The sequence below is a fragment of the Acinetobacter sp. YH12226 genome (assembly GCF_013417805.1).
Lineage (GTDB): Bacteria > Pseudomonadota > Gammaproteobacteria > Pseudomonadales > Moraxellaceae > Acinetobacter.
In genome coordinates this window covers 179,907-203,404 of sequence record NZ_VPDG01000003.1, presented here as the reverse complement: position 1 = coordinate 203,404, position 23,498 = coordinate 179,907, and the positions used below count along the sequence as shown (strand labels likewise).

The window sequence follows — 23,498 nt, the reverse complement described above, 5'->3', positions numbered from 1 at the left end:
ACTTAAAATATAATAAAAAATGTAACAGATGGTATAAAAAGTCACTTTTCGCCAATTCACCTGATATTTCCAGTATTCAAGCAAACATCAATACCCCTATACCAGTCTCTCGCGACTTAAATTTCCGTGCATAAAAAAGGCATCCCGAAGGACGCCTTTTCTCAATATTAGATCTGATTCATCTAAACCCGATTATTTTGCTGCTTCGCCCCAAGCAGGAACAACTGCTTGCATTAAAGGCTTAAGCATTTTCATTGAACAAGCCAAAACTTGACCATTTTCCATAGAGTCGCTACCACCACGTGCATCAACTACAGTACCGCCTGCTTCTTTCACGATCAATTCACCCGCTGCAATATCCCAAGGTTTCAAACCAAGTTCAAAATAAGCGTCGAAACGACCGGCAGCCACATAAGCCAAATCCAATGCTGCAGAACCTGAACGGCGATATTGCGCACCGGCTTCAGTAACATTTAACAAAGACTGGAAATGATTCTTGGCATAAGACACAACTTCGCCATCACGTTTGGCACGATAAGCGTGACCAACAGCCATAAAAGTATTTTCCAGGCTGTCTTTAACATTCACACGAATACGGCGCTGGTTCATCATGGCACCACGACCACGACTGGCAGAGAATAGCTCATCTTTCACGGGGTCATAAATCACCCCGTGTTGAGTAATGCCTTTGTGCTGAACTGCGATAGAGATACAGAAATGCGGGAAACCGTTAATGAAGTTTAAAGTACCATCTAGCGGATCGATCACCCAACACCAATCGGCGTCATGACCCTTACCTTCCTGATAGCCAAACTCTTCACCAAGGAAACTGTGATTTTTATAGCTTTTACGTAGGGTATCGATGGTCAACTGTTCCAGATAACGGTCTACACGCGTTACCGGACCATCAATTCCTTTTTCTTCGACTTGTAGATCGAGTTTATGACGATTCTGATGCGCTTTTAAAAGCTCTTGACCAACTAACTGAGCCGCACGCGCAGCCATCACCACCATAGGTTCCATTGAACACCCACTACAAATTTGAAGACACTGATAAAGAATAATGCATAAAAGCCCCGATATCTTAGCAAATATCGGGGCTTTTTTGGGAAAAATGTGTCTAAAATTTTTAATAACTTATGACAAGACGCTTTGCCCCAGGCTGGACCAAGCCTGATTGATCGATTTTTCAATGCCTTGCGCATCCAGACCCGCTTGCTGCAACATCTGTGCATGGGTCGCTTGCGCCATAAACGTATCATCCAGACCCAGATTCAACATCGGTTTGACAATCTGTGCTTCTGCCAGATATTCATTCACGGCACTACCTGCACCGCCCATCACTGCATGTTCTTCCACCGTGACAAACAGACTGGTGCTTAAAGCGAGATCATCGAGCATTTGAGTATCCAGTGGTTTGACAAAACGCATGTTAACCACACGCACGCCAATCTCATGTTTCACGGCAAATGCTTCAGCAGCGTCGACTGCAGCCTGTACCCGGCTACCAAATGCCAGTACAGAAATATATTCATCATACTGCCCATTAAAGCTGGCCACAATTTCCGCCTGACCGATCGGAATCTCGATCATCTTTTGCTGGATATCGACGCCCAGTCCATTGCCACGCGGATAACGTACCGCTGCCGGCCCTGGATATAAATACGCAGTATGCAGCATTTGACGGCATTCATTTTCGTCTTTCGGCGCCATGATCACGATATTCGGGATAGTACGCATATAGGCATAGTCATAAGCACCGGCATGGGTCGGGCCATCTTCACCGACCAGACCGGCACGATCAATACCGAAAGTAACATCCAGATTCTGCAAAGCCACGTCATGTACCAGTTGATCATAACCACGTTGCAGGAAAGTCGAATAAATTGCAACCACTGGCTTCAAGCCTTCACAAGCCATACCGGCAGCCAAGGTAACTGCATGCTGTTCAGCAATTGCTACATCAAAAAAACGCTCCGGATATTCTTTGGCAAATTTCACCATGCCTGAGCCTTCGCACATGGCAGGTGTGATTGCGAGCAAACGGGCATCTTGTGCCGCTTCATCGCAAAGCCATTGCCCAAATACATCCGAATATTTCGGTGCAGTATTGCTGGCGGCAACAGCATTGATTTTGCTAATCGCGTGATATTTGATTTGATCGGATTCTGCCGGAGCAAAGCCCTTGCCTTTTTTGGTATAGATATGAATCAGGCGTGGGCCTTTACGCTTTTTCAGCGCATTAAAGACATGCACCAGCTGTTTGACATCATGACCATCGTATGGGCCAAAATAGTCAAAGCCAATGGCTTGGAATAAGTTATCTGCAGCATCGGTCGCTGCACTGTGCAAACGTGAGTTATACAGCCACTCTGGATGCGGCTGTACATAAGCCTCTCCCTGCTCGGTAACATTAACGAATTCACCACGCTCCCAAATGGCAGCCAGATGTTTGGCAAAACCACCGGTACTGCAAGAAATCGACATATCATTGTCGTTCAGCACCACCATCAGATCAGCACTGTGTGCCACGGCATCATTCAAGGCTTCAAAGGCCATACCTGCCGTCATGGCGCCATCGCCAATAATCGACACCACCTCACATGGCTTGTTTTGATAACGGCGCGCCAAGGCCATGCCCAGACCAGCAGAAATCGCCGTCGAAGAATGCCCTACCCCGAAGGTATCAAATTCAGATTCTTCACGAGCCGGAAATGCAGCCAGACCGTCTTTGGCACGAATGGTGGTGAGCTGTTCACGACGCCCAGTCAACACTTTATGCGGATAGGCTTGATGACCTACATCCCAGATCAGGCGATCATGTGGCGTATTAAAGCAATAGTGTAAGGCCACGGTGAGTTCAATCACACCGAGATTGGCACCAAAATGTCCGCCACTTTGCCCGGCAGCATACAAAATGAATTGACGTAACTCATCCGCCACTTGTTCTAGCTGGCTTTGCTCGAGTGCACGCAGTTGCTCAGGATGATTGATCGCATCAAGCAACGGTGTTACAGGGCGTTGAGTTGGGATTTCTGTATACAGCATATTATGGCAAAGCCTTCTAAAGCCTGGCAAATCTAAAGCTAGGTCAATGGGGAGTACCCGATCATATAGCTGAATTGTAGCAGCTTCAATTCAGCTACGCTTCTAGCGATGCAATATTAAACAATGATCTCGTCGGGGTGAAAAAATTGCAGCCTACGATTATCCTGAATAATCTTACTATTTATCAACTATTATCGTTCGCTTTCTACAAAAAAGAAAATCTATTGCAGAATTTCGACTTTGCAATTCTACCAATGTTCAAGCATTACGCTATACTTTAGCCAATTTCAGGATTTAACGGGTTCAGCTGTGCCAATCGAATTTGTCGCAACGTCAAGATTACCTACCGCTCACGGTGAATTTAAAATTACTGTATTTCAAGACCCTAAGACTGGCGAAGAACATGTCGCACTTTCCAAAGGACTTGAAGAAGTATCAGATGAGCCGGTGGTGGTGCGTGTACATTCTGAATGTTTAACCGGTGACTCCTTTGCTTCACTCAAATGCGACTGTGGCCCGCAATTGCAAGCGACTTTAAAACTGATCAATGAATTAGGCCGCGGGGTCATTCTGTATTTGCGTCAGGAAGGTCGTGGTATTGGCCTGACCAATAAAATTCGCGCTTATGCCCTGCAAGATCAGGGACATGACACCGTAGATGCCAATTTAATGCTGAACCTGCCCGCAGATGCACGCCAGTATGATATGTGTAGCATCATGCTGGATCATTTACAGGTGAAAGCAGTACGCCTGGTGACCAATAACCCTTCTAAAATTGAGGCTTTAAAAGCCCAGGGAATTAACGTGATCGATCGTGTGCCTTTGACTGTGGGTTTAAACCCTTTTAATGAACAATATCTCAAGACCAAGCACGAACGCATGGCACATCTTTATAAAAAGGATGATTTTTAATATTTTTAAAACCCTGTCCTACCTTATTTTAACTTAACCACTCCAAACCTCCCTTTCTTGCGCTTCGACTTAAAGCAATGCTTAAGTCTTGCTCGGGGAGGTTTTCCCTATCTTTCTTAAAAATGGGGTTAGGGGAAGATTAAATCGTCATCGAGAAAATCCGGTTCTCCGGTATGCGTCGCTTTAAACGTAAATCAAAAGCCATACAAATATTGCGTACAAATGGTTTCCCTTTCTCCAGAATCGTGACTGACGAGTCTGAAAATTGAATCAAACCATCCTGTGCCATTTCCTCAAGCTGTTCCAAAACCTCATCAATTTCAGGGAAAAGCATCTCGGAATTTTCCCATGAGGTGCTAAAGCTGCACATCAAATTTAGAATATGTTGCCGGATGATCAAATCTTCCTGATTTAAGACATGTCCTTTAAATACCGGAATTTCATTGCGCGCCAGGCATCCATAATATTCTTCAATGGTTTTCACATTCTGCGCAAAGCTGTACCAGCTATCACTGATTGAAGAAATCCCGAGTCCAATCATCACCTGGGTTTTAGAGGCTGTGTATCCCATAAAGTTGCGGTGCAATGTTCCCGCTTGAAAGGACTGGTACATCGCATCTTTCTCTAAGGCAAAATGATCCATACCGATTTCATGATAGCCATGTGCCAGAAGTTTCTTTTTACCCGCTTCATAGCATTCCCGTTTGATCGCATCTTTGGGCACATCGGCATCTTTAAAACCGCGCTGACCATTACCTTTAATCCAGGGCACATGTGCATAGCTATATAAAGCCAGACGGTCCGGCAAGAGCGAATTGGTTTGTTCAATAGTATTTAAAACATCATCCAGACTCTGAAATGGCAGACCAAAGACCAGATCATGGGAAATCGATTCATAGCCAATTTCTCGCGCCCATTCGGTCACCTGTTTAACATTTTCATAAGGCTGAATCCGGTGAATCGCCTTTTGCACGGTTTCGTTATAATCCTGCACACCATAACTGACCCGACGAAAACCCAGGTCATACAATCCCTGCAAATGTTCACGCGTAGTATTATTGGGATGACCTTCGAAACTGAATTCATACTCAGGCGCTACGTCTGCTTTGGCCAGAATGCCTTGAATTAGTTGAGCCAGATGTGCCATTGAAAAAAAGGTCGGTGTTCCTCCACCAAAATGAATCTCTTTAATGATGGGCTTTTCTTGTAATAACTCGCAATATAGATCCCATTCTTTCAGCAGTGCCTGAATATAAGGTTGTTCGACTTCATGGCGTTTGGTCACGCGCTTATGACACCCGCAGAAGGTACACAGGCTTTCGCAAAATGGTAAATGGATATACAGACTAATGCCTTCGTTTTGATTGGATTCTGCAAAAGACTTTTTTAGCGTTTGCTTCCATTGTTCCAGTGAGAAATTCTGCTCTTCCCAATACGGAACAGTGGGATAACTGGTATAGCGCGGACCGGGAACATTGTATTTTTGAATCAGGGAATTGACCTGTACCGACATGAGACCCACCTATTACCATCGAGAAATGCTCAAGCTAATGAGCGCTTGTGAGTTATTGTGCTGAGCTTGAAAGAAGAATTCAACCTAGCCATTTAGTCGGATTAAATGCCATATTCTGCTTATGAATCTTGAAATTTAAAGTCTGGATCGATCAACTGCATTGCCAAATAGACCTTAATCTTTGACTGATTTTATGCTTTGATGTCGTTAGTTTTTTATTTCCCTACGAGGGCTCTGATGCAGCATCCTACATCTACGGATATTCAACGCGTTCGTGAATTTCTCATCGACTTGCAGGCACGGATTTGTGCAGCATTAGAACAGCAGGAACGTGCTGGCGGCGGTACGGCCGAATTTATCATCGATGACTGGGAGCGTCCAGAAGGTGGTGGTGGCCGTTCACGTGTTTTGCAAAATGGTACGGTGATTGAAAAAGGTGGGGTAATGTTCTCCCACATCAACATTTCCAAGCTACCTGCTTCTGCGACCGAACGCCATCCCAATATTGCCGGTGCCAAAGCGCAAGCAATGGGGGTATCACTGGTCATCCATCCAAAAAACCCGAATGTACCGACTTCGCATGCCAACGTGCGTTTATTTGTGGCTGAAAAAGAAGGTCAGGATCCGATTTGGTGGTTTGGTGGCGGTTTTGACCTGACCCCGTTTTATCCGAATGATGAAGATGTACTGTCTTGGCATCAAACGGCGCATGATCTATGTGCGCCATTCGGCGAAGAGGTTTATCCTGAACATAAACAATGGTGTGATGATTATTTTTATCTGAAACATCGTGATGAACAGCGTGGCGTTGGCGGCTTGTTTTTTGACGACCTGAATCAATGGGATTTTGAAACCTGTTTCCAGTATATGCAGGCTGTAGGCAATGGATATCTGGAAGCCATTCTGCCGATTTTCCAGCGCAATCAGGATAAGCCTTATACCGAAGCACAACGCGAGTTTCAGTTATACCGTCGCGGCCGTTATGTGGAATACAATCTGGTTTATGACCGCGGCACCCTGTTTGGCTTGCAGACTGGTGGCCGGATTGAATCGATTCTGGTCAGCCTGCCCCCGCTTACCGGATGGTCATATCGCCCTGAATGGGATGAGGGCTCACCGGAAAAACGCTTAACAGATTACTACCTGAAACCACATGACTGGTTAACAGAATTAAAATCCAACGCAATGAAATGATACAAACGGCCCTCAAATAGAGGGCTGCTTTAATAGATATATCCTCTATACTGCTGCATAGAAATACCTGATTTGATCGCGGCACCCTATCGCTACATCGATCATATTCTATTTGATGTCTAGTGAGAATAACAATGCATAATCTTCAATTAAATCTACCTGTGTTGGCCTTTTGGCTTTTTCTGGCTCTCGCCATCAGCGCGATGAGTACCGCAATTTTGAGTCACAACCTGATTCTGGATGGCGCCGCTATTCTGGTGAGTATCCTGACTGGGTTTGGGGTTGTTCTCAGTATGGCGCTGATGTTTGCGGAACATATTATGGATATTTGCAGTTCCTAAAACCCTGATAACTTAGCAGCAATTTAAAATCGCGCAGGCTTTAGTCCCTGCGCTTTTTCACGTATATTGATGGCCATTTCCGCACATGGACATTGTGAAATGAGCAAAAAATTTGCCGTGATTGGTAACCCGATTGAACAATCACGTTCTCCAGAATTGCACCACGCCTTTGCAGCCAAAACTGGGATCGACCTGAATTATAGTAAACGTTTGGCTCCACTGGATGGCTTTGAAGCCAACATTCAGGAATTCTTTGGCCAGGGCGGTAGCGGCCTGAATGTTACTGTCCCCTTCAAAGAGCAGGCTTTTGGCCAATGTCAGGTGCTGAGTGAACGGGCCAAAATTGCCAAAGCAGTGAATACGCTATGGATGGAAAATGGCATCCTGCATGGCGACAATACCGATGGTCAGGGACTGGTTGAAGCCATCCGTACCTTAGACTGGCCACTGGAAAATACCAATATTCTGATTATTGGAGCAGGCGGTGCCACGCGTGGTGTGATTTATCCACTCACCCAAGCAGGTGCGAAAAAAATCGTAATCGCCAATCGTACCTTGGCACGCGCGGAACAACTGGTCGCTGATCTTCAGGATGCCGTACCTCAAGTCGAATTACAGGCGATTTCACTAGACAATTTAGCCGGTGAATTTGATTTGGTGATTAATGCCACCTCTGCCAGCCTCAGTGGTGATGCTTTGGTTTTACCAGAGGCGTTACAGTTTAAACGGGCCTATGAAATGGCCTATGGCAAACCTTCTTCCTTTCTCGATCAAGCCAAAGTACGCGGTGTACCGACATCTGAAGGTTTTGGCATGCTGGTCGGTCAGGCAATTGAATCTTTTTACATCTGGAATGGTATCAAGCCGGATTTAAAAGAGTTTCTTTAAAACCCCTATCTCTCCAATGAGTTCAGTTCGGGTTGCAACTGCAACCCTTTACTTCCCTCCTACTACTTTTTATAAGCTGAAAAACCATGAATTGGTTTTAATGACATTTTAGAATGAGTTATTTTGCGACCTGAATCCGAGCACAATTCATACAAAAATATACTGGACAAATCACCTTTTAACTCATTAAATTCCATTGATATAACAAGTTTTTAATCTTCCTGTAATGTAAACACCTAATGATGAAATTCGATGATTTCATTCATTAGCCTTAAAAATCGATTCGCTTTTCTGACATTTTTATTCACTGAATTCATCAATGTTTTTTTATCCCGAATGTGAATAATCAAAGAATCGATACAGATAATCCAAAACTAATTTCAATCAGGATTAAACGCATGCCAGCATATAAAGCCCCTTTACACGACATTCGCTTCCTTATGAATGAAGTGCTTGACTACCCTGCGCACTACCAGAATTTGTCGAATGGTGAATATGCCGATGCCGACACGGTAGATATGATCTTAGAAGGCGCTGCAGATTTCTGTGAAAATGTACTGTCGCCGTTGAATCAAAGCGGTGATGAAGAAGGCTGTCATTTTGAAAATGGCGAAGTAAAAACACCGAAAGGCTTTAAAGAAGCTTACGACCAGTTCGTACAAGGTGGCTGGCAAGGTCTGTCTTATCCTGAAGAATTTGGTGGCCAAAACCTGCCAATGTCTTTAAACCTGATCAAATCGGAAATGATGGGGACTGCAAACTGGTCATTCCAGATGTATCCGGGTTTAAGTGTGGGTTGTATCAACACTATCATGCAATATGGTACCGATGAGCAGAAAAACACGTATCTGCCTCACTTAGTTGCAGGAACTTGGGCGGGCACCATGTGTCTGACTGAGCCGCAATGTGGTACTGACTTGGGTCAAGTTAAGACCAAAGCAGAGCCGAAAGAAGATGGCAGCTATGCCATTTCAGGCACCAAAATCTTTATTTCCGCAGGTGAGCACGACCTGACTGAAAATATCGTACATATCGTACTGGCACGCCTTCCAGATGCGCCGCAAGGTACCAAAGGGATTTCTCTGTTTATCGTACCGAAATTTATTGCTGCTGCAGATGGCGGGATCGGCGAGCGTAATCCAGTGAACTGCGGTTCGATTGAACACAAAATGGGGATTCGCGCTTCAGCAACGGCTGTACTGAATTTTGACAATGCGACTGGCTACCTGATTGGCGAACCGAATAAAGGCTTGCACGCTATGTTCACCTTTATGAACACGGCGCGTATTGGTACTGCGATTCAGGGTATTTGTCATGCTGAACTGTCGTTCCAGGGTGCTTTACCTTATGCTAAAGAACGTATGTCAATGCGTGCCTTGTCTGGCAAAAAAGATCCAGAAAAAGTGGCGGATGCGATCATTCATCATGCCGATGTACGCCGTATGCTGTTGACGCAAAAAGCCATTGCTGAAGGTGGCCGTGCCATGATTTATCATGCTGCGCAAATTGCCGACAACATGAATGATGCTTTGCTGCGTGGCGATACTGCAGCATTTGAACAGCATGATGACCATCTTGGGTTCTATACTCCAATCCTGAAAGGCTTTCTGACCGAAATGGGTTATGAGGCATCAAATCACGGTATGCAAGTCTTCGGTGGACATGGTTATATCAAAGAATGGGGCATGGAACAGATCGTACGTGACTCACGTATCTCTACCCTGTATGAAGGCACAACAGGTGTTCAGGCACTGGATCTGATTGGCCGTAAAGTGCTGTTGACATCAAAAGGTAAAGTTATTCGTGATTACACTGCTGAAATCCTGAAATTCTGCGGTCAGCATGCACGTAATAAATATATGCGCCGCTTTGCCTGGGATTTAACCAAGCTCTGTGCACAGTGGAATGCACTAACTGTGCGTATCATGCTGGCTGCACGTAAGGACCGCGACATCGTTTCTTCTGCATCAGTCGATTTCCTGATGTTCTCCGGTTATGTGATGATGGCCTACTTCTGGGCACAGCAAGCTGCAGTCGCTTCAGCCAAACTAGCTTCTAATGACGGTACGGAAGTTCCAGAATTCTATAAAGCGAAAATCAAAACTGCTGATTTCTACTTTGAACGTATTCTGCCACGTACTCAAGGCCACGCAGAAGCGATGGTGAATCCCTCTAAAACCATGACGGCACTCGCGCCAGAACACTTTAGCTTCGATTACTAAGCTGTAAATTGACTTGAAAAGGGCGCTTCGGCGCTCTTTTTATTGATGTAGATGCCCTTCTTCAACTTAAAAAACCTTTCTGGATAGAAAATATACAAATTTAATTTTATATTTTTCAACATCCTAATAAATTAGCCAAATAAAACGCTTGTATATCTCAAAATAAGCGGTATGATAATCCCAACTAGAAAAATTCTTGTTTTGGTTAGTCTTCTTTTAAGTATCGCAGTTTTAGTCATAAACCTTCGTATTACAGATCAAAAAGCTCCATCCTTTTTATTTTTCAAAGTTACAGTTAGTCATCTGAAATTTTGGCTATAAATTCATACGATTCAATAGGTTATATTATGTCTAATACAGTTAACGGTACAGTAAAATGGTTCAACGAAACTAAAGGTTTCGGTTTCATTCAACAAGAATCAGGTCCAGACGTTTTTGCTCATTTCAGCGAAATCACTGGTTCAGGTTTCAAAACTTTAGTTGAAGGCCAAAAGGTTTCTTTCAGCGTAGCTCAAGGTCAAAAAGGCCCGACAGCTGTAAATATTGTTGCTCTATAATTTAGAAGCAAGATATTGAAAAAAGCACTCTTAGAGTGCTTTTTTTGTGCCTATCATTTCTCTCATACCGCTCGCTTTTAAAGATCATTGGGTTGTTCTAAAAACCGGTGTGCTCTATGCCAGGCTAAAAATACCGGATCAGGGGCAAAACGTTTTGGTACGTCGATTCGCTTACCGTGATAGGGTTTTAAATAGGCGTATAAACTCGCATCTTGCTTGGCTTGATTCGCAAGACACACTTTAAGCCCTTTATCTAGCGTGATAAATCCCTGATCGAAAGCTTGATCCAATAAAGAAGATAAACAAATTCCATTACGCGGATTTCTTCTATGTACCTGATTTTCAGACCAAGGTACGATATGAGAAGCCACTAAAAAGGCTTTAGTCTTAATACCAGAGATCGCACATTGATATTGATAATTAAGTTTAACTTGTAAAGCAAATTCCTGGTGTGGCGAACCGCGAACTTTTACATTGGCATATTGATCTTCAACACTATAATCGAGGATTTCTTGACGTAAATGCGTATCTAACAAAGCATCCTGTTTTTCGCCTATTCCTGCTAATTTAAGTAATCGCCAAAAATCATCTGCCGTGATCTCATTCATGCCATATTGTTGAAAAAAATGTTCCCAAGTATTTCCGCGTGGTTTAAAAGTCCATTGAAAATCTTCCAAATCGGACTGCAGAATAGGATCTATAAAACGTATACCATCGATCACTTTCGCAAAGACCGGTTTGGTTCGGCGTTTTTGATGATTTTGAGGAATGGCAGTAGGTGCAATAATCTTGGCTATACGGCCTGCACCATAAAGATAGAATTGATTTTTAATTTCAGAGGCTTTTTGCGGTCGTCGATATAAAAAAAAATCTCCTTCCCTGACTCGATTATATTTAGACTGATCCCAATGATATTCTTTAAAGTCCCGATCTTCATAAACCAGATGATCACTTTTACTATCAAAAATAAAGAATCGGGTATTAGTCAAATCCAGCTGTTGAAAATCCCATAATGTATCCACCTGCCCACCCTCTAGAAATTATAATATTCATTTAATTTAATCTTTGAATATTCTCAGAAAACTTCTCTCTAAGAAAGCGCCAATCAGAATTTAGGCATTTTATTTAAGGCAATAAAAAAACCCAATAGAATCCTATTAGGGTTTCTTTTAGAACAATGGGGAAATTAAATAATTAAAGAAATTCTTCCAGCACCGAATTTAAAAAGATATGCCCCTGCTCGGTACATGAAAGCCGATCTTGATCATCGACCATTAATTTTCTATCACGTAAAGAACTCAGTAACTCATCTAAAGTATCTAGACTCAAACCGGTACGTTCAGCATAGAGTTTGGCTTCCACACCCTGATTTAAACGTAACGCATTCATCATAAATTCAAAAGGTAAGTCAGTATCTTCAATGCGTTTAAACTGCACATGTTCGGCAGGTACTTTGGCTAAGTAGTCCTTAGGTAAACGGGTTTTCTGGAACCGATACACGCCATCCGGCTGAGTGACTTTGCCATGTGCTCCAGCACCAATTGCCAGATAATCACCAAACTGCCAGTAATTCAGATTATGCGCTGAAGGCAATTCTTTACGCCAAGCCGAAACTTCATAGTTGATAAAACCCTGAGCATTTAAGTAGAGCTCACCCTGCTCCTGAATATCTTCCAATACTTCATCAACAGGCAAAATCGGTTGAGTCCGGAAAAATACCGTATTGGGTTCAATCGTCAGCTGATACCAGGAAATATGCGTAGCGCCCTGTTCTACTGCCAGTTTTAAATCATGCAAAGCCTGATCCAAGGTCTGTTCAGGCAAACCATGCATCAAGTCGACATTAATGCGCTGAAAGCCGGCTTCACGTGCTAACCCAATGGCAGAAATCGCATCTTCATTGCTGTGAATCCGTCCCAAACGCTTGAGATGCTCGGTATTAAAACTCTGTACCCCAATCGACAAACGATTAATGCCGGCCTGCAAATAACCGGCAAACGGATCATGTTCGACTGTGCCGGGATTGGCTTCCAGCGTAATCTCACAGCCTTCGGCAAAGGGAATAACGGCTTTGAGCTGATCAAATAACCATTGATAGCCTGGGGCAGAAATCAGTGACGGCGTCCCCCCACCAATAAAGACACTGTGAATCTGCCGGCCTTGGGCAAAATCGACCTGAGTTTTAAAGTCTTCCACCAGTGCTCGTAAATATTCCTGTTCCAATTCCAGTGATAATTGACCATCCGGAACCGCATGCGAATTGAAGTCACAATAAGGACATTTGCGCACACACCAAGGCATATGAATATATAAGGACAAAGGGACAGCAGCAGGATTCAATTCAGCCAAAGAACTACTCAAAAACGATTACAAGATATAGCCGAATTTTAACATGACTCGGCGGCAACACTGCTAAAATTAAATTTGATCGTGTGATATGTCTAAAAATTTAAATAGAATTAGTCAGTTAAAATTATGAAAATATCTTCTCAATTTATTATTTTACTTCCTTTGGTTTTTGCAATCGGTGTTTTATTGACACTCCAGACTGCAATTAACACACAACTAAAAGAATATTTATATTCTCCTATTCAAGCTGCATTTTTTTCCTTTTTGATTGGTACAATAGTGCTGGCCGTAATCGTACTTTTTCAGTCTAATCCCAAACCCGGTTTACAGGAATTGATAAGTGTTCCCTGGTATTTATGGCTAGGGGGAATCGTGGGTGTATACGCGATTAGTATGAGCATTTATGCAGCGCCCAAACTTGGCTTTCTGGTTCTTAGCGGTCTCATTATTTTTGGTCAGATGGTGATGTCGATGCTGGTCGATCATCTGGGATTGTTGGGTAATGAAAAAATGCCGGTTAACTGGCAACGTCTTTTAGGCGGCGTGGTAATTTTTATTGGTGTGCTTCTCACTTTACAACGCTAAACCTTCTATTTAAGCACATGATCACGATGAGTAATTTTTGTGTCGAATGTTTCACCAGTCACAACCTTTGGTTTTGAATTAAAAAAACTTTTTCATCTGATGCTGCCTATTCTGGTGACTCAATTTTCTCAGGCTGGTCTGGGCCTGATTGATACCATTATGGCCGGTCACCTGTCTGCTACCGATCTTGCCGCGATTGCCGTCGGAGTAGGACTCTGGATTCCGGTGATGCTGCTGTTTAGTGGCATTATGATTGCCACGACGCCTTTGGTTGCTGAGGCCAATGGCGCACGCACACCTGAAAAAATTGCCACCATTGCACGTCAATCGCTTTGGGTTGCCCTGATTCTTGGGGTAATTGCCGGCTTGATTTTGCAACTCTTGCCGGCCACTTTGCCACTTTTAGGTGTACCGGAAAGCTTACAACCTAAAGCCGGTTTATTTCTGCATGCGATTGGTTTTGGTATGCCAGCGGTAACCATGTATGCGGCCTTACGCGGCTATTCTGAAGCGATTGGAAATCCGCGTCCGGTGACCGTGATTAGTTTATTGGCGCTGGTCTTGCTAGTTCCGCTGAACTATATCTTTATGTATGGTATTGGCCCTGTTCCGGCCCTAGGCAGTGCAGGCTGTGGGTTTGCCACGGCGATTTTACAGTGGCTAATGGTCATCACCCTCGCGTTGTATATCTTTAAAAATAAGGCCTATCAACGTACCCAGCCTTTTACCCATTGGGAAAAAATCAACCCGGAATGGATGAAGCGCATCTTACAGCTTGGCTTTCCAATCGGATTGGCAATTTTTTTTGAGGTCAGTATTTTCAGTACTGCTGCAATTGTGCTGAGTCCTTTGGGTGAGACCATTGTCGCTGCCCATCAGATTGCTATTTCTGTCACTTCACAACTGTTCATGATTCCCATGTCACTGGCGATTGCCCTGACCATTCGGGTTGGCACCTACTATGGTGAACAGAACTGGCAAGCCATGCGTAAAGTACAATATCTCGGCCTGATTACTGCCACTATTCTGGCGATCCTGACCATGATTCTGCTTTGGGTTTTCCGCAATGAAATCGTAGCACTCTACACCTCAGATCTGATCGTGACCCAAATTGCGGTGTATCTGATTCTGTTTGCCATTGCCTATCAGCTGATGGATGCCTGGCAGATCAGTGCGGCAGGTTGTCTGCGCGGCATGCAGGATACCAAGGGGCCAATGTGGATTACCATGCTGGCTTACTGGGTCATCGCCTTCCCGGTCGGGGTGTATTTGTCCCGCTTTACCGACATGGGCGCCGCCGGTGTCTGGGTTGGCCTGATTGTAGGCCTCAGCGTAGCTTGTATACTTTTATTGGGCCGTTTATATGGCAATAATAAACGCTTAAGTCTAAACAACTAAACACTTTTATTTGATTAATTTAAGCTAGAAAATGCGCTGAGATTAAAGATCCAGCGCATTTTTTAATCCTTGTGGAATCTCAGATTCATCCACTACATCTTTAATCACCACCTGCCCCACAATTACATCCGTACCATTAAAAGTCATGGTGGGTGAACCATATAGCTCATAACCTTCATTTAAGGCACGGGTCACCCGCGCACAAAAATGTACATCATCTTTCCCGGTAAAATATCGATAGACTTTCATTGAATTTTCTTCATTACTATACTCTGTTTATTCTAAGCTTTTAGCTATAAAACAACATTCAGAATTAGTACTCGGTCTTATCTAAAACGATGACGGATTCCGGCATATTCTTATAGTTTAAACGCAAGCAATAAAGATAAATCTTTTAACAAATCAAAGATGATGCATTAAACATGGAGAAGCTGAAGGAAATCACAACACAACCTCTACAATTAAATCTAGGCAATTGAACCGTTGTCACCTATGATCAAATACATCCATTCATAGTTGGTTTCAAGGAATCTCGCATGGCAAAAACGGCTAGCACACCCGGTCGTCGCTTTATGAAACTTGCCGGAATGACCGCAAGTATTGCAGGTAAAACCCTCTCCAATTCCATTAAAAATTTAACTGCCGATGACGAGCAGAAAAACACTGCGCGCAGTAAATTATTTCAGGATATTGGTGTGCAGATTGCGGATACCTTGGGGGAAATGAAAGGCGCAGTCATGAAAGTTGGCCAGATCGCCTCTCAATATAAAGATGTTTTCCCGCCCGAAGTCGCTAAAGCCATTGCCAAGTTACAGCGTCAGGCGCCACCCATGCCGTTTAAAGAAATTCAGGCACAGGTAGAAAAAGAATTGGGTAAACCTTTACAGCAACTTTTCCAGCAGTTTGATGAACAGCCATTTGCCGCGGCCTCGATTGGTCAGGTGCATAAAGCCACTCTACCGAATGGCCAGCAAGTTGTAGTCAAGGTGCAATATCCTGGTGTGGATGAAGCCTGCGAAAGCGACCTGAAGCAAGTTCGTCTGGCACTGCGCATGATGGGCGTATTAAAGATTGATCGTAAACTTCAAGATCAATTATTTAAAGAAATTCAGCACAGTCTGGACAATGAGTTGAACTATGAAATTGAAGCCCAGAATCTGGAAATCGCCCGTGCCTTCCATGAATCTCTGGATAGTAAAATTATAATTCCGAAAGTGTTTCATGAGTACTCTTCACGTCATATTCTGACTTTGAGCCAGGAGCTTGGTGAAAGTATTGAAACTGCCAGCACTTGGCCACTCGAAACCCGAAATGCTTTAGGTCGCCGCCTCTTCCGCGCCATTGGTCAGGAAATTTTTTATCTGAAACGCTTTCACTGTGACCCACATCCGGGTAACTTTGCATTTCGTGAAGATGGCTCTGTGATTGTTTATGATTATGGTGGCGTTAAAACGCTGTCGACTGAAGTAATTGGACATTTCAGAGAATTGATCCATGCTGCACGTGAGAAGAATATTCCCGTAATCGAACAACAGCTGGATGCACTACATTCCTTGACTGAAACTGGAAAATTCCCCACAGAGTTGTATGAACAATGGCTGGAAGTGCTTATGCGTCCTCTGGTCACTCACTATGATTTTGCTGAAAACTCAGCGCATCATGATGGAATGGAGCTACTAAAACCTTCGTTGAAATATTGGGATGTATTTAAGCCCTCTCCTGATACCTTGATGGTGAACCGGACAATTTCAGGACAATACTGGAACCTGATTCATCTCAAAGTACATGATGATTTAAGTGATGTATTTGAAGAACTGGTACCGAGCCGAAGTTAAATTGAGACGATAGGCTTACACGCTGCAACACTAGATTACTTGAAATATCAAATGTTATATTATAACATTTAATCACGAATCATGAGGAAGTTAGATATGCGTTCAGATATCCATCCTGAGTATCGTGAAGTGTTATTCCATGATACCAATGCCGATGCCTATTTCGTGATTGGCAGCACGATGAACTCGAGTCAAACCAAAGAATATCAGGGTAAAACATATCCTTATGTAACACTAGATATTTCGAGTGCATCACATCCTTTTTATACGGGTGAGCAACGTCAGACCAGTAATGAAGGTCGTGTAGCAAGCTTCAACAAACGTTTTGGCCGCTTTAAACGGGGCTAAGACCGAAAACTCTCGATGATTTTAAAGTTTAAATCGTGGTTTATGTCAGGAAATGACCTCCAATTTCCTGACTTTTTTATGCGCTTATTTTAACTCTGTGCCAACACAAATGAAGTTAAATAAAAGCCCAGCGCCAGAACAATAATGCCAACAATTAAGCTGGATAATGCATATAACAGCGCTAGGCCCATAGCACCTTGCTTGAATAACAAAAAGCTTTCCAGACCGAAACTGGAAAATGTGGTAAAGCCACCGAGAATCCCCACCATTAAAAACAGACGAGCTTCTTGTTGGAGTGCTGGATATTTTTGGCTACAGGCAAAAAAAATCCCGGCACATAAACAGCCTAAAATATTGATCCACCAAGTAGGCCAGGGAAATTGCATTTGTGGTTTAAACAGCCAAAGTCCTGCTGCATAACGCAGACTGGCACCGATTGCCCCACCCATTGCCACCCAAAGCCAACCCATATTTTTTCCTGTTCTATTTATTGATCAAGTTTATTTTATCCAAAGTTTCGTATTCAGCCTGGATAAATTTCACTGTTATCTTGAACCGAAAATCAATGAAATACCATGGAACTTCGCAAGAAAATTGCTATATTTATCACATCGAATTTTCATGAATGGCACAGGAAAAACAGCATGGCACAGGATTTATTGGCCCATTTGGCAGCAGGCGAAGCAAAATTTGCAGATGTAATTGCGTATATCGAATCGCGTTATACGCATACACCAACTGCATTTAAAAATGGCCAGCAGAATAATGCGGCCACAGAAAACCAGGGCAGCGCCAAAGTCTTTTCTTTTGCACAATTAAATGATCTGGATCAGGCACAGACCTTAAGCCTGTTTGCTGAGCATTATGCTTCTGTACTGGCGACGCCAGAGGCGACTGATCATCAGAATATCCGCCAGTTTATGCTGAATGGCTGGGATGGAATTACCTTTGAAGGTCAAGCTTTAACTGCGAAGTAAGTTCTAAGCAGATAAAAAACCGCTCAAAGGAGCGGTTTTTTATGCAAATCAGAAGTGTAAAAGATGTCTATTTTAGCTTTTACCGACTTTTTCGATCCATTTAATGGAACTGACGCGGAAGACTTCACAAGCACCATCACCCGTATCGGTCGGAGTTAAGGACGATTTCCAGACCAGATCTTTGTCACGCACCTCAACCAGTTCCCCTTGCATACGCACCAGATCGCCACGCTTTACCTTTTTAATTGCCTTGGCAATTTCAGGATTGGCAGGAATGATATGCATATTGGACACCATCTGCTTGGCTTGTTCTACTGGCACTGGCACTCGATCCATTTTCCAGTTCAAATAGCGGTCATATTGATTTACGGTGATATGTCGGGCAATTTCAGGTTCAGCAAACAGCCCCCAACTGACTGCATAATCAATCGGAGAGAATTTGGCTTGCGGGTCAGAACTATAAACCTTGGAACCCAGAATACGAAAATCACCTTTAAAAGGCTGTAAGACCGAAATTGACTGGCCTTTAACGACAGGAGGCAAACCTTTGGCAATATTGTGGTCGACCGAGCTATAGCCCGAAATAGGCAGCAACAGGCTGGCCAGCAAAGCATAATGTTTAACGTATTTGAACATAATTTTTAATCTAATCCTAATCAAGTTGATCAAACGTTTTAAGGATATCTTCCATGATCTTACGGATTTTTTAATGAATAAACAGTTGAACTTGGTAACAAACTGCACGTATTTAGTCAGCTCGATATATGCCTGTCATTTTATTTTTCAGTTAAGCTAGAACGTATTTCCATCAAATTAAAATAACTCAAATGCTGTATAAACTTTATCAACAACATATCTTTCCGCATCTGCTGAATCAGGTGATGCAAACACCATCCTTGATGGACTTGCGTCGTGAACTGCTTTTGGATATTTCCGGTGAAGTGCTAGAAATTGGTTTTGGTACCGGCTTGAATCTGCCTTTTTATCAATCGGTTGATAAAGTCTATGCACTAGAACCAAATCCGGCGATCTTCAAACTGGCAGAAGCGCGAATTCAACAGGCAGGGTTTCAGGTTGAGCATATTCAGTCCAGCGTAGAACTTTTGCCTTTTGCCGAAAATAGTGTGGAAAATATTGTGTCTACCTGGACGCTTTGTAGTATTGCAGAGCTGGAACAGAGCCTACAGGAAATTTACCGTGTGCTACAACCGGGTGGGACTTTACATGTGGTCGAACATGTCCTGAATCGGCAAAATTTAAATATTCAGCGTCTGCAACATTTACTTACTCCCATTCAAAAGAAAGTCGCAGATGGCTGTCATCTGAATCGGGATATTGAAACCGCCTTGCTGGAAACCGGTTTTGAAATAGAAACTTTAAGTTATGTAGATGCTGAAGGTATTCCAAAGATTGGCCAACGCATGTTGTTAGCCCGGTTTCTTAAACCATAGAGCTAATTCACTACTCTCTTGTATTTAGTGCTGCTGGACGTGGGTTACTTGCAGCAACTGACAATGAGCACGATATTCAGAGCCCGTCCCGACCCGGAATTCTTGTCCAGTCGTGCCTGAATGAACTGTTACCAGATCACCCGTGAGCGTGATTTTCTGCTCCGATTTTAACCGGCGAATCTGATCGGCAATTTTTTCAGTGGCAGCAATCAGACTGAAATGCTGCACATGCGTATTGACGAAGTCACGATCCACTTTGCTAATTTGTCCTTCAATCTGATAGCAGCGCTTTGCTTCATCAAACTCCAATGTTGCCTGCATGGCCGGCAGCGGTTGAGTCAGCAACAACACATCAATATTGCTCAGATAGGCCAGATCATTAAAATGCCCCACCACAGGGCTGACCTGATGCAGCACCCGACGATCAGGTTTTACGAAACGGTGATCATGCACAATATAAGTCGCTGATATACGCTTGACCGGTTCTACTTTAAAGTTTTTAAGTACACCCTTTTCTTGCAGATGTGGAATGGCACGAAAAAACTCATTCCAGACCCAGAGTCCAAGCATAAACAGCAGCGCAGTGATCAGTAATTTTTGCATAATTTTTATTCTTCACTGGATTTTGGTTAATCCTGAAAATCAATCCGAATGGTTTCAAAACGTACCCGTCCTTCCTGAACCGCACGGGCAATAGCTTGCTGGCCTTTGGTCAGACGTGCTCCGCCACTTTTAATGTCAATCAAGACCACTTCAATATCTTCAGCATCGCCTTCGCCATCACGAAAATCGGTATAACCATCAAAGACCACATAATCGACTGGATCGCCCAGAAACTTGGCGTCACTCGGCAGATATTGAAATTCCGGCATGATCGGCGCGAGCTGTTCCGCCATTTTGCCTTTGAGAACGGCACGGCTGGTATTCACGCTGCGTTTTTGCGCGGCAATGAGAGACTGCTGATGCTCCAGTTCCAGCTCGGCAATATATTGCTCATATTCGGCCTTGATCCGTCCATTACGCGTTTGACTTAAAATAATAGTGGTCAATACCACCCCGATACATGCGCCAATCAGCATGGCCATCCATATGGACATTCAATCTTCCTAATTTGCCTGATTTTTATAGTATCGCATTCGACTGAAGTTGAGGACTTCGGCCATTTGCATACTTGAAAAGAATGATATGCTAGGCCGGAACAGAATAAAATCACCTTGAGTCATGAAAACAATTTTAGTTGCGAATCAGAAAGGCGGTTGTGGTAAAACCATGACAGCCATTAGTTTAGCGTCAGCACTCGCACAAAAAGGTTATAAGGTAGCATTGGCCGATGCCGACAACCAGAAATCAACATTGCAATGGCTCAAGCATCGTCCAGCACAGGCGGCACAAATTCAAAGTCTGGACTGGCGCAACAGCAAGTCCATTGGTGACGCGCCCAAACAAATCGAATACCTGATTATTGATGCACCAGGTGCTTTGACCGACGATCATGCCGAACAGCTGATCAGTGAAGCACATGCGATTATCATCCCGATCCAGCCTTCTTTTTTTGATATCGATTCGACCCGCCGTTTTCTCAAACATTTGCAGGATATTAAACGCATCCGTAAGGGCAAGGTTGAAATTTTACTTTTGGCCAACCGTACCAAACCAAATGCCGCCAGCAATCAGGACATACAACAATTTTTTGACAAGATCGACCAGCAGCCAGTGGCCTGGATTTCGGAACGTGCCCCTTATAGCCGACTGGCTATGGAAGGCCTGTCCGTCTTTGATAAACCTCAGAAAATCTACCGGGAACTGCAGGCTCAATGGCAACCGGTACTGAATGCCATTATTGATGATCCGAGTCAGTGGTTTTGAGTCAATCATCTGAATCGTGGTATAGCTTTGGGAAAATAATCTCGCTACTTGGCTAGCTATCATTTTCGATCGCTTTTTTTTCAGTTAATATGCCTGAACACGACCTAAAAAATGAGTCATTAAATTCAGTGCAACAGTACGCGCCTACATTACAAAAAGTCTTATTATTTGGATTGTTCTTTATCCTGATTTTTTTGAGTTTTCATATACTCAAGTATTTCATCATTCCTGTAGTTTGGGCAGCCATTATTGCCTATATGACTTGGCCGCTGTATCAGTCGGTATTACGCCTATGCGGCAATCGACCGACATTAAGCGCAACCGTAATGATCTTGGCCGTGATTCTGGTCTTTGGTCTGCCGTTTATTTTCGCCATTTTCATGTTGCAGCATGAAGGTCGTAACCTGTATTTTGAATTGCAGCGACAAGTGTTTTCCGGTCACCTGAATGTCCCAGATTTTATTCGCGGGCTTCCGATTGTCGGCAAGGAAATTACCCGAACCTTAAATGAAATCAATACTGATCCACAGAGTATTGCACTGTCGGTATCGACCTGGATTCAAGGTCATCTGAATTATGGCAAAGTGGTGTTGAATGAAGTCAGCAAAAACATCTTTAAATTGTGTTTTGCGGTACTTTCGCTATTTTTCTTCTACCGTGATGGTCAGACCATTTTAAATCAGGTGCGTAAAGCCTTTGAAATGGTGGTCGGCCCACGTGTACATCATTATTTTTCTACCATCTCTGCAACTACACGTGCCGTGGTCTATGGGGTTGGTTTGACTGCGATTGCACAGTCCTTGTTGGCAGGTCTGAGCTATTTTGTTGCAGGTGTTCCGAATCCGATGGTTTTAACCATTGTGACCTTTATTTTTGCCCTGATTCCCTTTGGTCCACCCCTCGCCTATAGTGCGGTGGCGCTATGGCTGTTTTCACAAGGACAAACCATTGAAGCCATTGGGGTCATGGTCTGGGGTGTCTGTATTGTCAGTACTGCCGATAACGTGATTCGTCCACTGGTTATTTCGGGCGCCACCCAGATTCCTTTCCTGCTGATCATGTTTGGAGTCTTGGGTGGTATTGCCAGTTTTGGTCTGGTCGGGGTGTTTATTGGCCCGGTGATTCTGGCTGTGCTGCTTGCAATCTGGCGTGAATGGTTACATGAAAGTAATCTGAATGAACCTTTAATGATGCCTAAAGCCACCATGGCACATGAGATTGATCCGGAAACACAAGACACACCGCCCAACGCACCTTAAAGCATAGATAGAATCGACTTAAACAAAACAAAACATTTAAGTACTGATTCTATATAGAGCTTCTGATCTTGCTCTGTTTAAATGAATCCACAAAACAGAATAAAGATCAGGATGCCAAAATCATGTCTTCATTGTTTAAAATTACGACACTTTGCGCGTTAAGCGCCGCACTTTTTACCGGTTGTGCATCAACCTCCCCATCAAATGAAGTGGTCAGAGCAGTGACTGTGAATGCTGTAAATGCTCAAGGTGTGGGCCAAGAGATTGGGACCGTATTACTCAGTGACAGTCCAGCCGGTCTGGTCATTCGTACCAACCTGAAACAACTTCCTGCGGGTGAACGCGGTTTCCATATTCATGAAAATGGTTCATGCGCGCCTGCCATGAAAGACGGCAAGATGGGTGCAGCACTGGCTGCAGGTAGCCATTACAATCCAAATCAGGCACCGCATCACGGTACGCCAGTGACCGGTCACTTAGGTGATTTACCCGCATTGAAAGTCAATACAGATGGAACTGCACGTGTCACCCTGCTTGCGCCACGTCTGAAACTGGCTGATGTTCAGGGTCGTGCCATTATGGTTCATGCCGGTGGCGACAACTATTCAGACAACCCATTACCCTTGGGCGGCGGCGGTGAACGTATTGCCTGTGGTGTGATCTAAACACCTTCATGCCAATGACTCAATAGAAAAACGGGCACTATGCCCGTTTTTTATAGACATTTCCTTTATTTTGGCGTCTAAATTGCATTC

General features: G+C 43.7%; 25 protein-coding genes. 15 read left to right on the top strand and 10 right to left on the bottom strand.

The window, feature by feature from the left end:
* Positions 1 to 192: 192 nt before the first annotated feature.
* Positions 193 to 1,023: an inositol monophosphatase family protein gene (locus FTV08_RS05365; RefSeq protein ID WP_016806782.1), complete on the bottom strand. Its 831-nt coding sequence runs from the start codon at positions 1,021 to 1,023 to the stop codon at positions 193 to 195.
* Positions 1,024 to 1,137: 114 nt separating this feature from the next.
* Positions 1,138 to 3,048 (bottom strand): 1-deoxy-D-xylulose-5-phosphate synthase, encoded by a 1,911-nt coding sequence (gene dxs / locus FTV08_RS05360; protein ID WP_180086842.1) that lies wholly within the window; start codon positions 3,046 to 3,048, stop codon positions 1,138 to 1,140.
* 309 nt (positions 3,049 to 3,357) lie between these two features.
* Here dxs and ribA point away from each other — a divergent pair, with 309 nt between their 5' ends.
* Positions 3,358 to 3,960 (top strand): GTP cyclohydrolase II, encoded by a 603-nt coding sequence (gene ribA, locus FTV08_RS05355; RefSeq protein ID WP_180086873.1) that lies wholly within the window; start codon positions 3,358 to 3,360, stop codon positions 3,958 to 3,960.
* Positions 3,961 to 4,099: 139 nt separating this feature from the next.
* Here the strand turns inward: ribA and hemN are convergent, their stop codons facing one another.
* Positions 4,100 to 5,473 carry an oxygen-independent coproporphyrinogen III oxidase gene (gene hemN / locus FTV08_RS05350; RefSeq protein ID WP_180086841.1) on the bottom strand — a complete coding sequence of 458 codons (1,374 nt, stop codon included), beginning with the start codon at positions 5,471 to 5,473 and terminating at the stop codon, positions 4,100 to 4,102.
* A gap of 237 nt (positions 5,474 to 5,710) precedes the next feature.
* Here hemN and hemF point away from each other — a divergent pair, with 237 nt between their 5' ends.
* The 5 genes from hemF to FTV08_RS05325 all read left to right on the top strand — a co-directional run bounded on the left by hemF (position 5,711) and on the right by FTV08_RS05325 (position 10,675).
* A complete protein-coding gene (hemF, locus tag FTV08_RS05345) occupies positions 5,711 to 6,667 on the top strand; it encodes an oxygen-dependent coproporphyrinogen oxidase (RefSeq protein WP_180086840.1) in 957 nt (318 codons plus the stop codon).
* Positions 6,668 to 6,801: 134 nt separating this feature from the next.
* Positions 6,802 to 7,008 carry a hypothetical protein gene (locus FTV08_RS05340; protein WP_004281539.1) on the top strand — a complete coding sequence of 69 codons (207 nt, stop codon included), beginning with the start codon at positions 6,802 to 6,804 and terminating at the stop codon, positions 7,006 to 7,008.
* Positions 7,009 to 7,107: 99 nt separating this feature from the next.
* Positions 7,108 to 7,896 (top strand): shikimate dehydrogenase, encoded by a 789-nt coding sequence (gene aroE / locus FTV08_RS05335; RefSeq protein WP_180086839.1) that lies wholly within the window; start codon positions 7,108 to 7,110, stop codon positions 7,894 to 7,896.
* A gap of 398 nt (positions 7,897 to 8,294) precedes the next feature.
* Complete coding sequence (locus tag FTV08_RS05330; RefSeq protein WP_004732327.1) at positions 8,295 to 10,118, top strand: acyl-CoA dehydrogenase C-terminal domain-containing protein; 1,824 nt, start codon at positions 8,295 to 8,297, stop codon at positions 10,116 to 10,118.
* Between the two features lie 347 nt (positions 10,119 to 10,465).
* The gene (locus tag FTV08_RS05325; protein ID WP_004281542.1) at positions 10,466 to 10,675 is read left to right on the top strand and encodes a cold-shock protein; all 210 of its coding nucleotides are present in this window, start codon (positions 10,466 to 10,468) and stop codon (positions 10,673 to 10,675) included.
* Between the two features lie 77 nt (positions 10,676 to 10,752).
* Here the strand turns inward: FTV08_RS05325 and FTV08_RS05320 are convergent, their stop codons facing one another.
* Together FTV08_RS05320 and hemW are read right to left on the bottom strand one after the other, a co-directional pair.
* Positions 10,753 to 11,697, bottom strand: coding sequence for an HNH endonuclease (locus FTV08_RS05320; protein ID WP_180086838.1), 945 nt, complete (start codon positions 11,695 to 11,697; stop codon positions 10,753 to 10,755).
* A gap of 172 nt (positions 11,698 to 11,869) precedes the next feature.
* Positions 11,870 to 13,024 carry a radical SAM family heme chaperone HemW gene (gene hemW, locus FTV08_RS05315; RefSeq protein ID WP_044112229.1) on the bottom strand — a complete coding sequence of 385 codons (1,155 nt, stop codon included), beginning with the start codon at positions 13,022 to 13,024 and terminating at the stop codon, positions 11,870 to 11,872.
* A 126-nt stretch (positions 13,025 to 13,150) separates the two neighbouring features.
* Between hemW and FTV08_RS05310 the strand changes: the two genes are divergently transcribed.
* Positions 13,151 to 13,609 (top strand): DMT family transporter, encoded by a 459-nt coding sequence (locus FTV08_RS05310; protein WP_004732334.1) that lies wholly within the window; start codon positions 13,151 to 13,153, stop codon positions 13,607 to 13,609.
* Between the two features lie 39 nt (positions 13,610 to 13,648).
* The gene (locus FTV08_RS05305) at positions 13,649 to 15,007 is read left to right on the top strand and encodes an MATE family efflux transporter (RefSeq protein ID WP_085064902.1); all 1,359 of its coding nucleotides are present in this window, start codon (positions 13,649 to 13,651) and stop codon (positions 15,005 to 15,007) included.
* 42 nt (positions 15,008 to 15,049) lie between these two features.
* On the opposite strand, the gene FTV08_RS05300 is transcribed toward FTV08_RS05305, so the two are convergent.
* A complete protein-coding gene (locus FTV08_RS05300; protein ID WP_004281552.1) occupies positions 15,050 to 15,256 on the bottom strand; it encodes a DUF1737 domain-containing protein in 207 nt (68 codons plus the stop codon).
* Positions 15,257 to 15,543: 287 nt separating this feature from the next.
* On the opposite strand from FTV08_RS05300, the gene FTV08_RS05295 reads away from it, so the two are divergent.
* Both FTV08_RS05295 and FTV08_RS05290 read left to right on the top strand, forming a co-directional pair.
* The gene (locus tag FTV08_RS05295; RefSeq protein WP_044112226.1) at positions 15,544 to 16,842 is read left to right on the top strand and encodes an AarF/ABC1/UbiB kinase family protein; all 1,299 of its coding nucleotides are present in this window, start codon (positions 15,544 to 15,546) and stop codon (positions 16,840 to 16,842) included.
* A 96-nt stretch (positions 16,843 to 16,938) separates the two neighbouring features.
* Positions 16,939 to 17,190 carry a type B 50S ribosomal protein L31 gene (locus tag FTV08_RS05290; RefSeq protein WP_004732342.1) on the top strand — a complete coding sequence of 84 codons (252 nt, stop codon included), beginning with the start codon at positions 16,939 to 16,941 and terminating at the stop codon, positions 17,188 to 17,190.
* 89 nt (positions 17,191 to 17,279) lie between these two features.
* Here the strand turns inward: FTV08_RS05290 and crcB are convergent, their stop codons facing one another.
* Positions 17,280 to 17,660 (bottom strand): fluoride efflux transporter CrcB, encoded by a 381-nt coding sequence (gene crcB, locus FTV08_RS05285; protein ID WP_180086837.1) that lies wholly within the window; start codon positions 17,658 to 17,660, stop codon positions 17,280 to 17,282.
* Positions 17,661 to 17,834: 174 nt separating this feature from the next.
* On the opposite strand from crcB, the gene FTV08_RS05280 reads away from it, so the two are divergent.
* Entirely contained in the window at positions 17,835 to 18,167 is a 333-nt protein-coding gene (locus FTV08_RS05280) for a HopJ type III effector protein (RefSeq protein WP_180086836.1), read from the top strand.
* A 72-nt stretch (positions 18,168 to 18,239) separates the two neighbouring features.
* Here FTV08_RS05280 and FTV08_RS05275 read toward each other — a convergent pair whose 3' ends face one another.
* The gene (locus FTV08_RS05275; RefSeq protein WP_004281559.1) at positions 18,240 to 18,803 is read right to left on the bottom strand and encodes a hypothetical protein; all 564 of its coding nucleotides are present in this window, start codon (positions 18,801 to 18,803) and stop codon (positions 18,240 to 18,242) included.
* A gap of 191 nt (positions 18,804 to 18,994) precedes the next feature.
* On the opposite strand from FTV08_RS05275, the gene FTV08_RS05270 reads away from it, so the two are divergent.
* Entirely contained in the window at positions 18,995 to 19,618 is a 624-nt protein-coding gene (locus FTV08_RS05270; RefSeq protein WP_086044429.1) for a class I SAM-dependent methyltransferase, read from the top strand.
* Positions 19,619 to 19,642: 24 nt separating this feature from the next.
* Here FTV08_RS05270 and FTV08_RS05265 read toward each other — a convergent pair whose 3' ends face one another.
* Positions 19,643 to 20,221 (bottom strand): hypothetical protein, encoded by a 579-nt coding sequence (locus tag FTV08_RS05265; protein WP_153566885.1) that lies wholly within the window; start codon positions 20,219 to 20,221, stop codon positions 19,643 to 19,645.
* A gap of 26 nt (positions 20,222 to 20,247) precedes the next feature.
* A complete protein-coding gene (locus tag FTV08_RS05260; RefSeq protein ID WP_004645008.1) occupies positions 20,248 to 20,715 on the bottom strand; it encodes a Holliday junction resolvase-like protein in 468 nt (155 codons plus the stop codon).
* A 124-nt stretch (positions 20,716 to 20,839) separates the two neighbouring features.
* On the opposite strand from FTV08_RS05260, the gene FTV08_RS05255 reads away from it, so the two are divergent.
* The 3 genes from FTV08_RS05255 (at position 20,840) to sodC (ending at position 23,408) form a co-directional block, all read left to right on the top strand.
* Complete coding sequence (locus FTV08_RS05255) at positions 20,840 to 21,484, top strand: ParA family protein (RefSeq protein ID WP_005249839.1); 645 nt, start codon at positions 20,840 to 20,842, stop codon at positions 21,482 to 21,484.
* 128 nt (positions 21,485 to 21,612) lie between these two features.
* On the top strand, positions 21,613 to 22,743 hold the full coding sequence (locus FTV08_RS05250; RefSeq protein WP_004281568.1) for an AI-2E family transporter: 1,131 nt from the start codon (positions 21,613 to 21,615) through the stop codon (positions 22,741 to 22,743).
* Positions 22,744 to 22,865: 122 nt separating this feature from the next.
* Positions 22,866 to 23,408 (top strand): superoxide dismutase family protein, encoded by a 543-nt coding sequence (gene sodC, locus FTV08_RS05245; RefSeq protein ID WP_005108558.1) that lies wholly within the window; start codon positions 22,866 to 22,868, stop codon positions 23,406 to 23,408.
* The last annotated feature ends 90 nt before the right edge of the window (positions 23,409 to 23,498 follow it).

What these genes read in the sequence shown, in the direction of transcription:
- FTV08_RS05365 (WP_016806782.1), bottom strand. Translation starts at nt 1,023, where the DNA reads ATGGAACCTATGGTGGTGATGGCTGCGCGTGCGGCTCAGTTAGTTGGT.
- dxs (WP_180086842.1), bottom strand. Translation starts at nt 3,048, where the DNA reads ATGCTGTATACAGAAATCCCAACTCAACGCCCTGTAACACCGTTGCTT.
- hemN (WP_180086841.1), bottom strand. Translation starts at nt 5,473, where the DNA reads ATGTCGGTACAGGTCAATTCCCTGATTCAAAAATACAATGTTCCCGGT.
- hemF (WP_180086840.1), top strand. Translation starts at nt 5,711, where the DNA reads ATGCAGCATCCTACATCTACGGATATTCAACGCGTTCGTGAATTTCTC.
- FTV08_RS05340 (WP_004281539.1), top strand. Translation starts at nt 6,802, where the DNA reads ATGCATAATCTTCAATTAAATCTACCTGTGTTGGCCTTTTGGCTTTTT.
- aroE (WP_180086839.1), top strand. Translation starts at nt 7,108, where the DNA reads ATGAGCAAAAAATTTGCCGTGATTGGTAACCCGATTGAACAATCACGT.
- FTV08_RS05330 (WP_004732327.1), top strand. Translation starts at nt 8,295, where the DNA reads ATGCCAGCATATAAAGCCCCTTTACACGACATTCGCTTCCTTATGAAT.
- FTV08_RS05325 (WP_004281542.1), top strand. Translation starts at nt 10,466, where the DNA reads ATGTCTAATACAGTTAACGGTACAGTAAAATGGTTCAACGAAACTAAA.
- FTV08_RS05310 (WP_004732334.1), top strand. Translation starts at nt 13,151, where the DNA reads ATGAAAATATCTTCTCAATTTATTATTTTACTTCCTTTGGTTTTTGCA.
- FTV08_RS05300 (WP_004281552.1), bottom strand. Translation starts at nt 15,256, where the DNA reads ATGAAAGTCTATCGATATTTTACCGGGAAAGATGATGTACATTTTTGT.
- FTV08_RS05295 (WP_044112226.1), top strand. Translation starts at nt 15,544, where the DNA reads ATGGCAAAAACGGCTAGCACACCCGGTCGTCGCTTTATGAAACTTGCC.
- FTV08_RS05290 (WP_004732342.1), top strand. Translation starts at nt 16,939, where the DNA reads ATGCGTTCAGATATCCATCCTGAGTATCGTGAAGTGTTATTCCATGAT.
- crcB (WP_180086837.1), bottom strand. Translation starts at nt 17,660, where the DNA reads ATGGGTTGGCTTTGGGTGGCAATGGGTGGGGCAATCGGTGCCAGTCTG.
- FTV08_RS05280 (WP_180086836.1), top strand. Translation starts at nt 17,835, where the DNA reads ATGGCACAGGATTTATTGGCCCATTTGGCAGCAGGCGAAGCAAAATTT.
- FTV08_RS05275 (WP_004281559.1), bottom strand. Translation starts at nt 18,803, where the DNA reads ATGTTCAAATACGTTAAACATTATGCTTTGCTGGCCAGCCTGTTGCTG.
- FTV08_RS05270 (WP_086044429.1), top strand. Translation starts at nt 18,995, where the DNA reads ATGCTGTATAAACTTTATCAACAACATATCTTTCCGCATCTGCTGAAT.
- FTV08_RS05265 (WP_153566885.1), bottom strand. Translation starts at nt 20,221, where the DNA reads ATGCAAAAATTACTGATCACTGCGCTGCTGTTTATGCTTGGACTCTGG.
- FTV08_RS05260 (WP_004645008.1), bottom strand. Translation starts at nt 20,715, where the DNA reads ATGTCCATATGGATGGCCATGCTGATTGGCGCATGTATCGGGGTGGTA.
- FTV08_RS05255 (WP_005249839.1), top strand. Translation starts at nt 20,840, where the DNA reads ATGAAAACAATTTTAGTTGCGAATCAGAAAGGCGGTTGTGGTAAAACC.
- sodC (WP_005108558.1), top strand. Translation starts at nt 22,866, where the DNA reads ATGTCTTCATTGTTTAAAATTACGACACTTTGCGCGTTAAGCGCCGCA.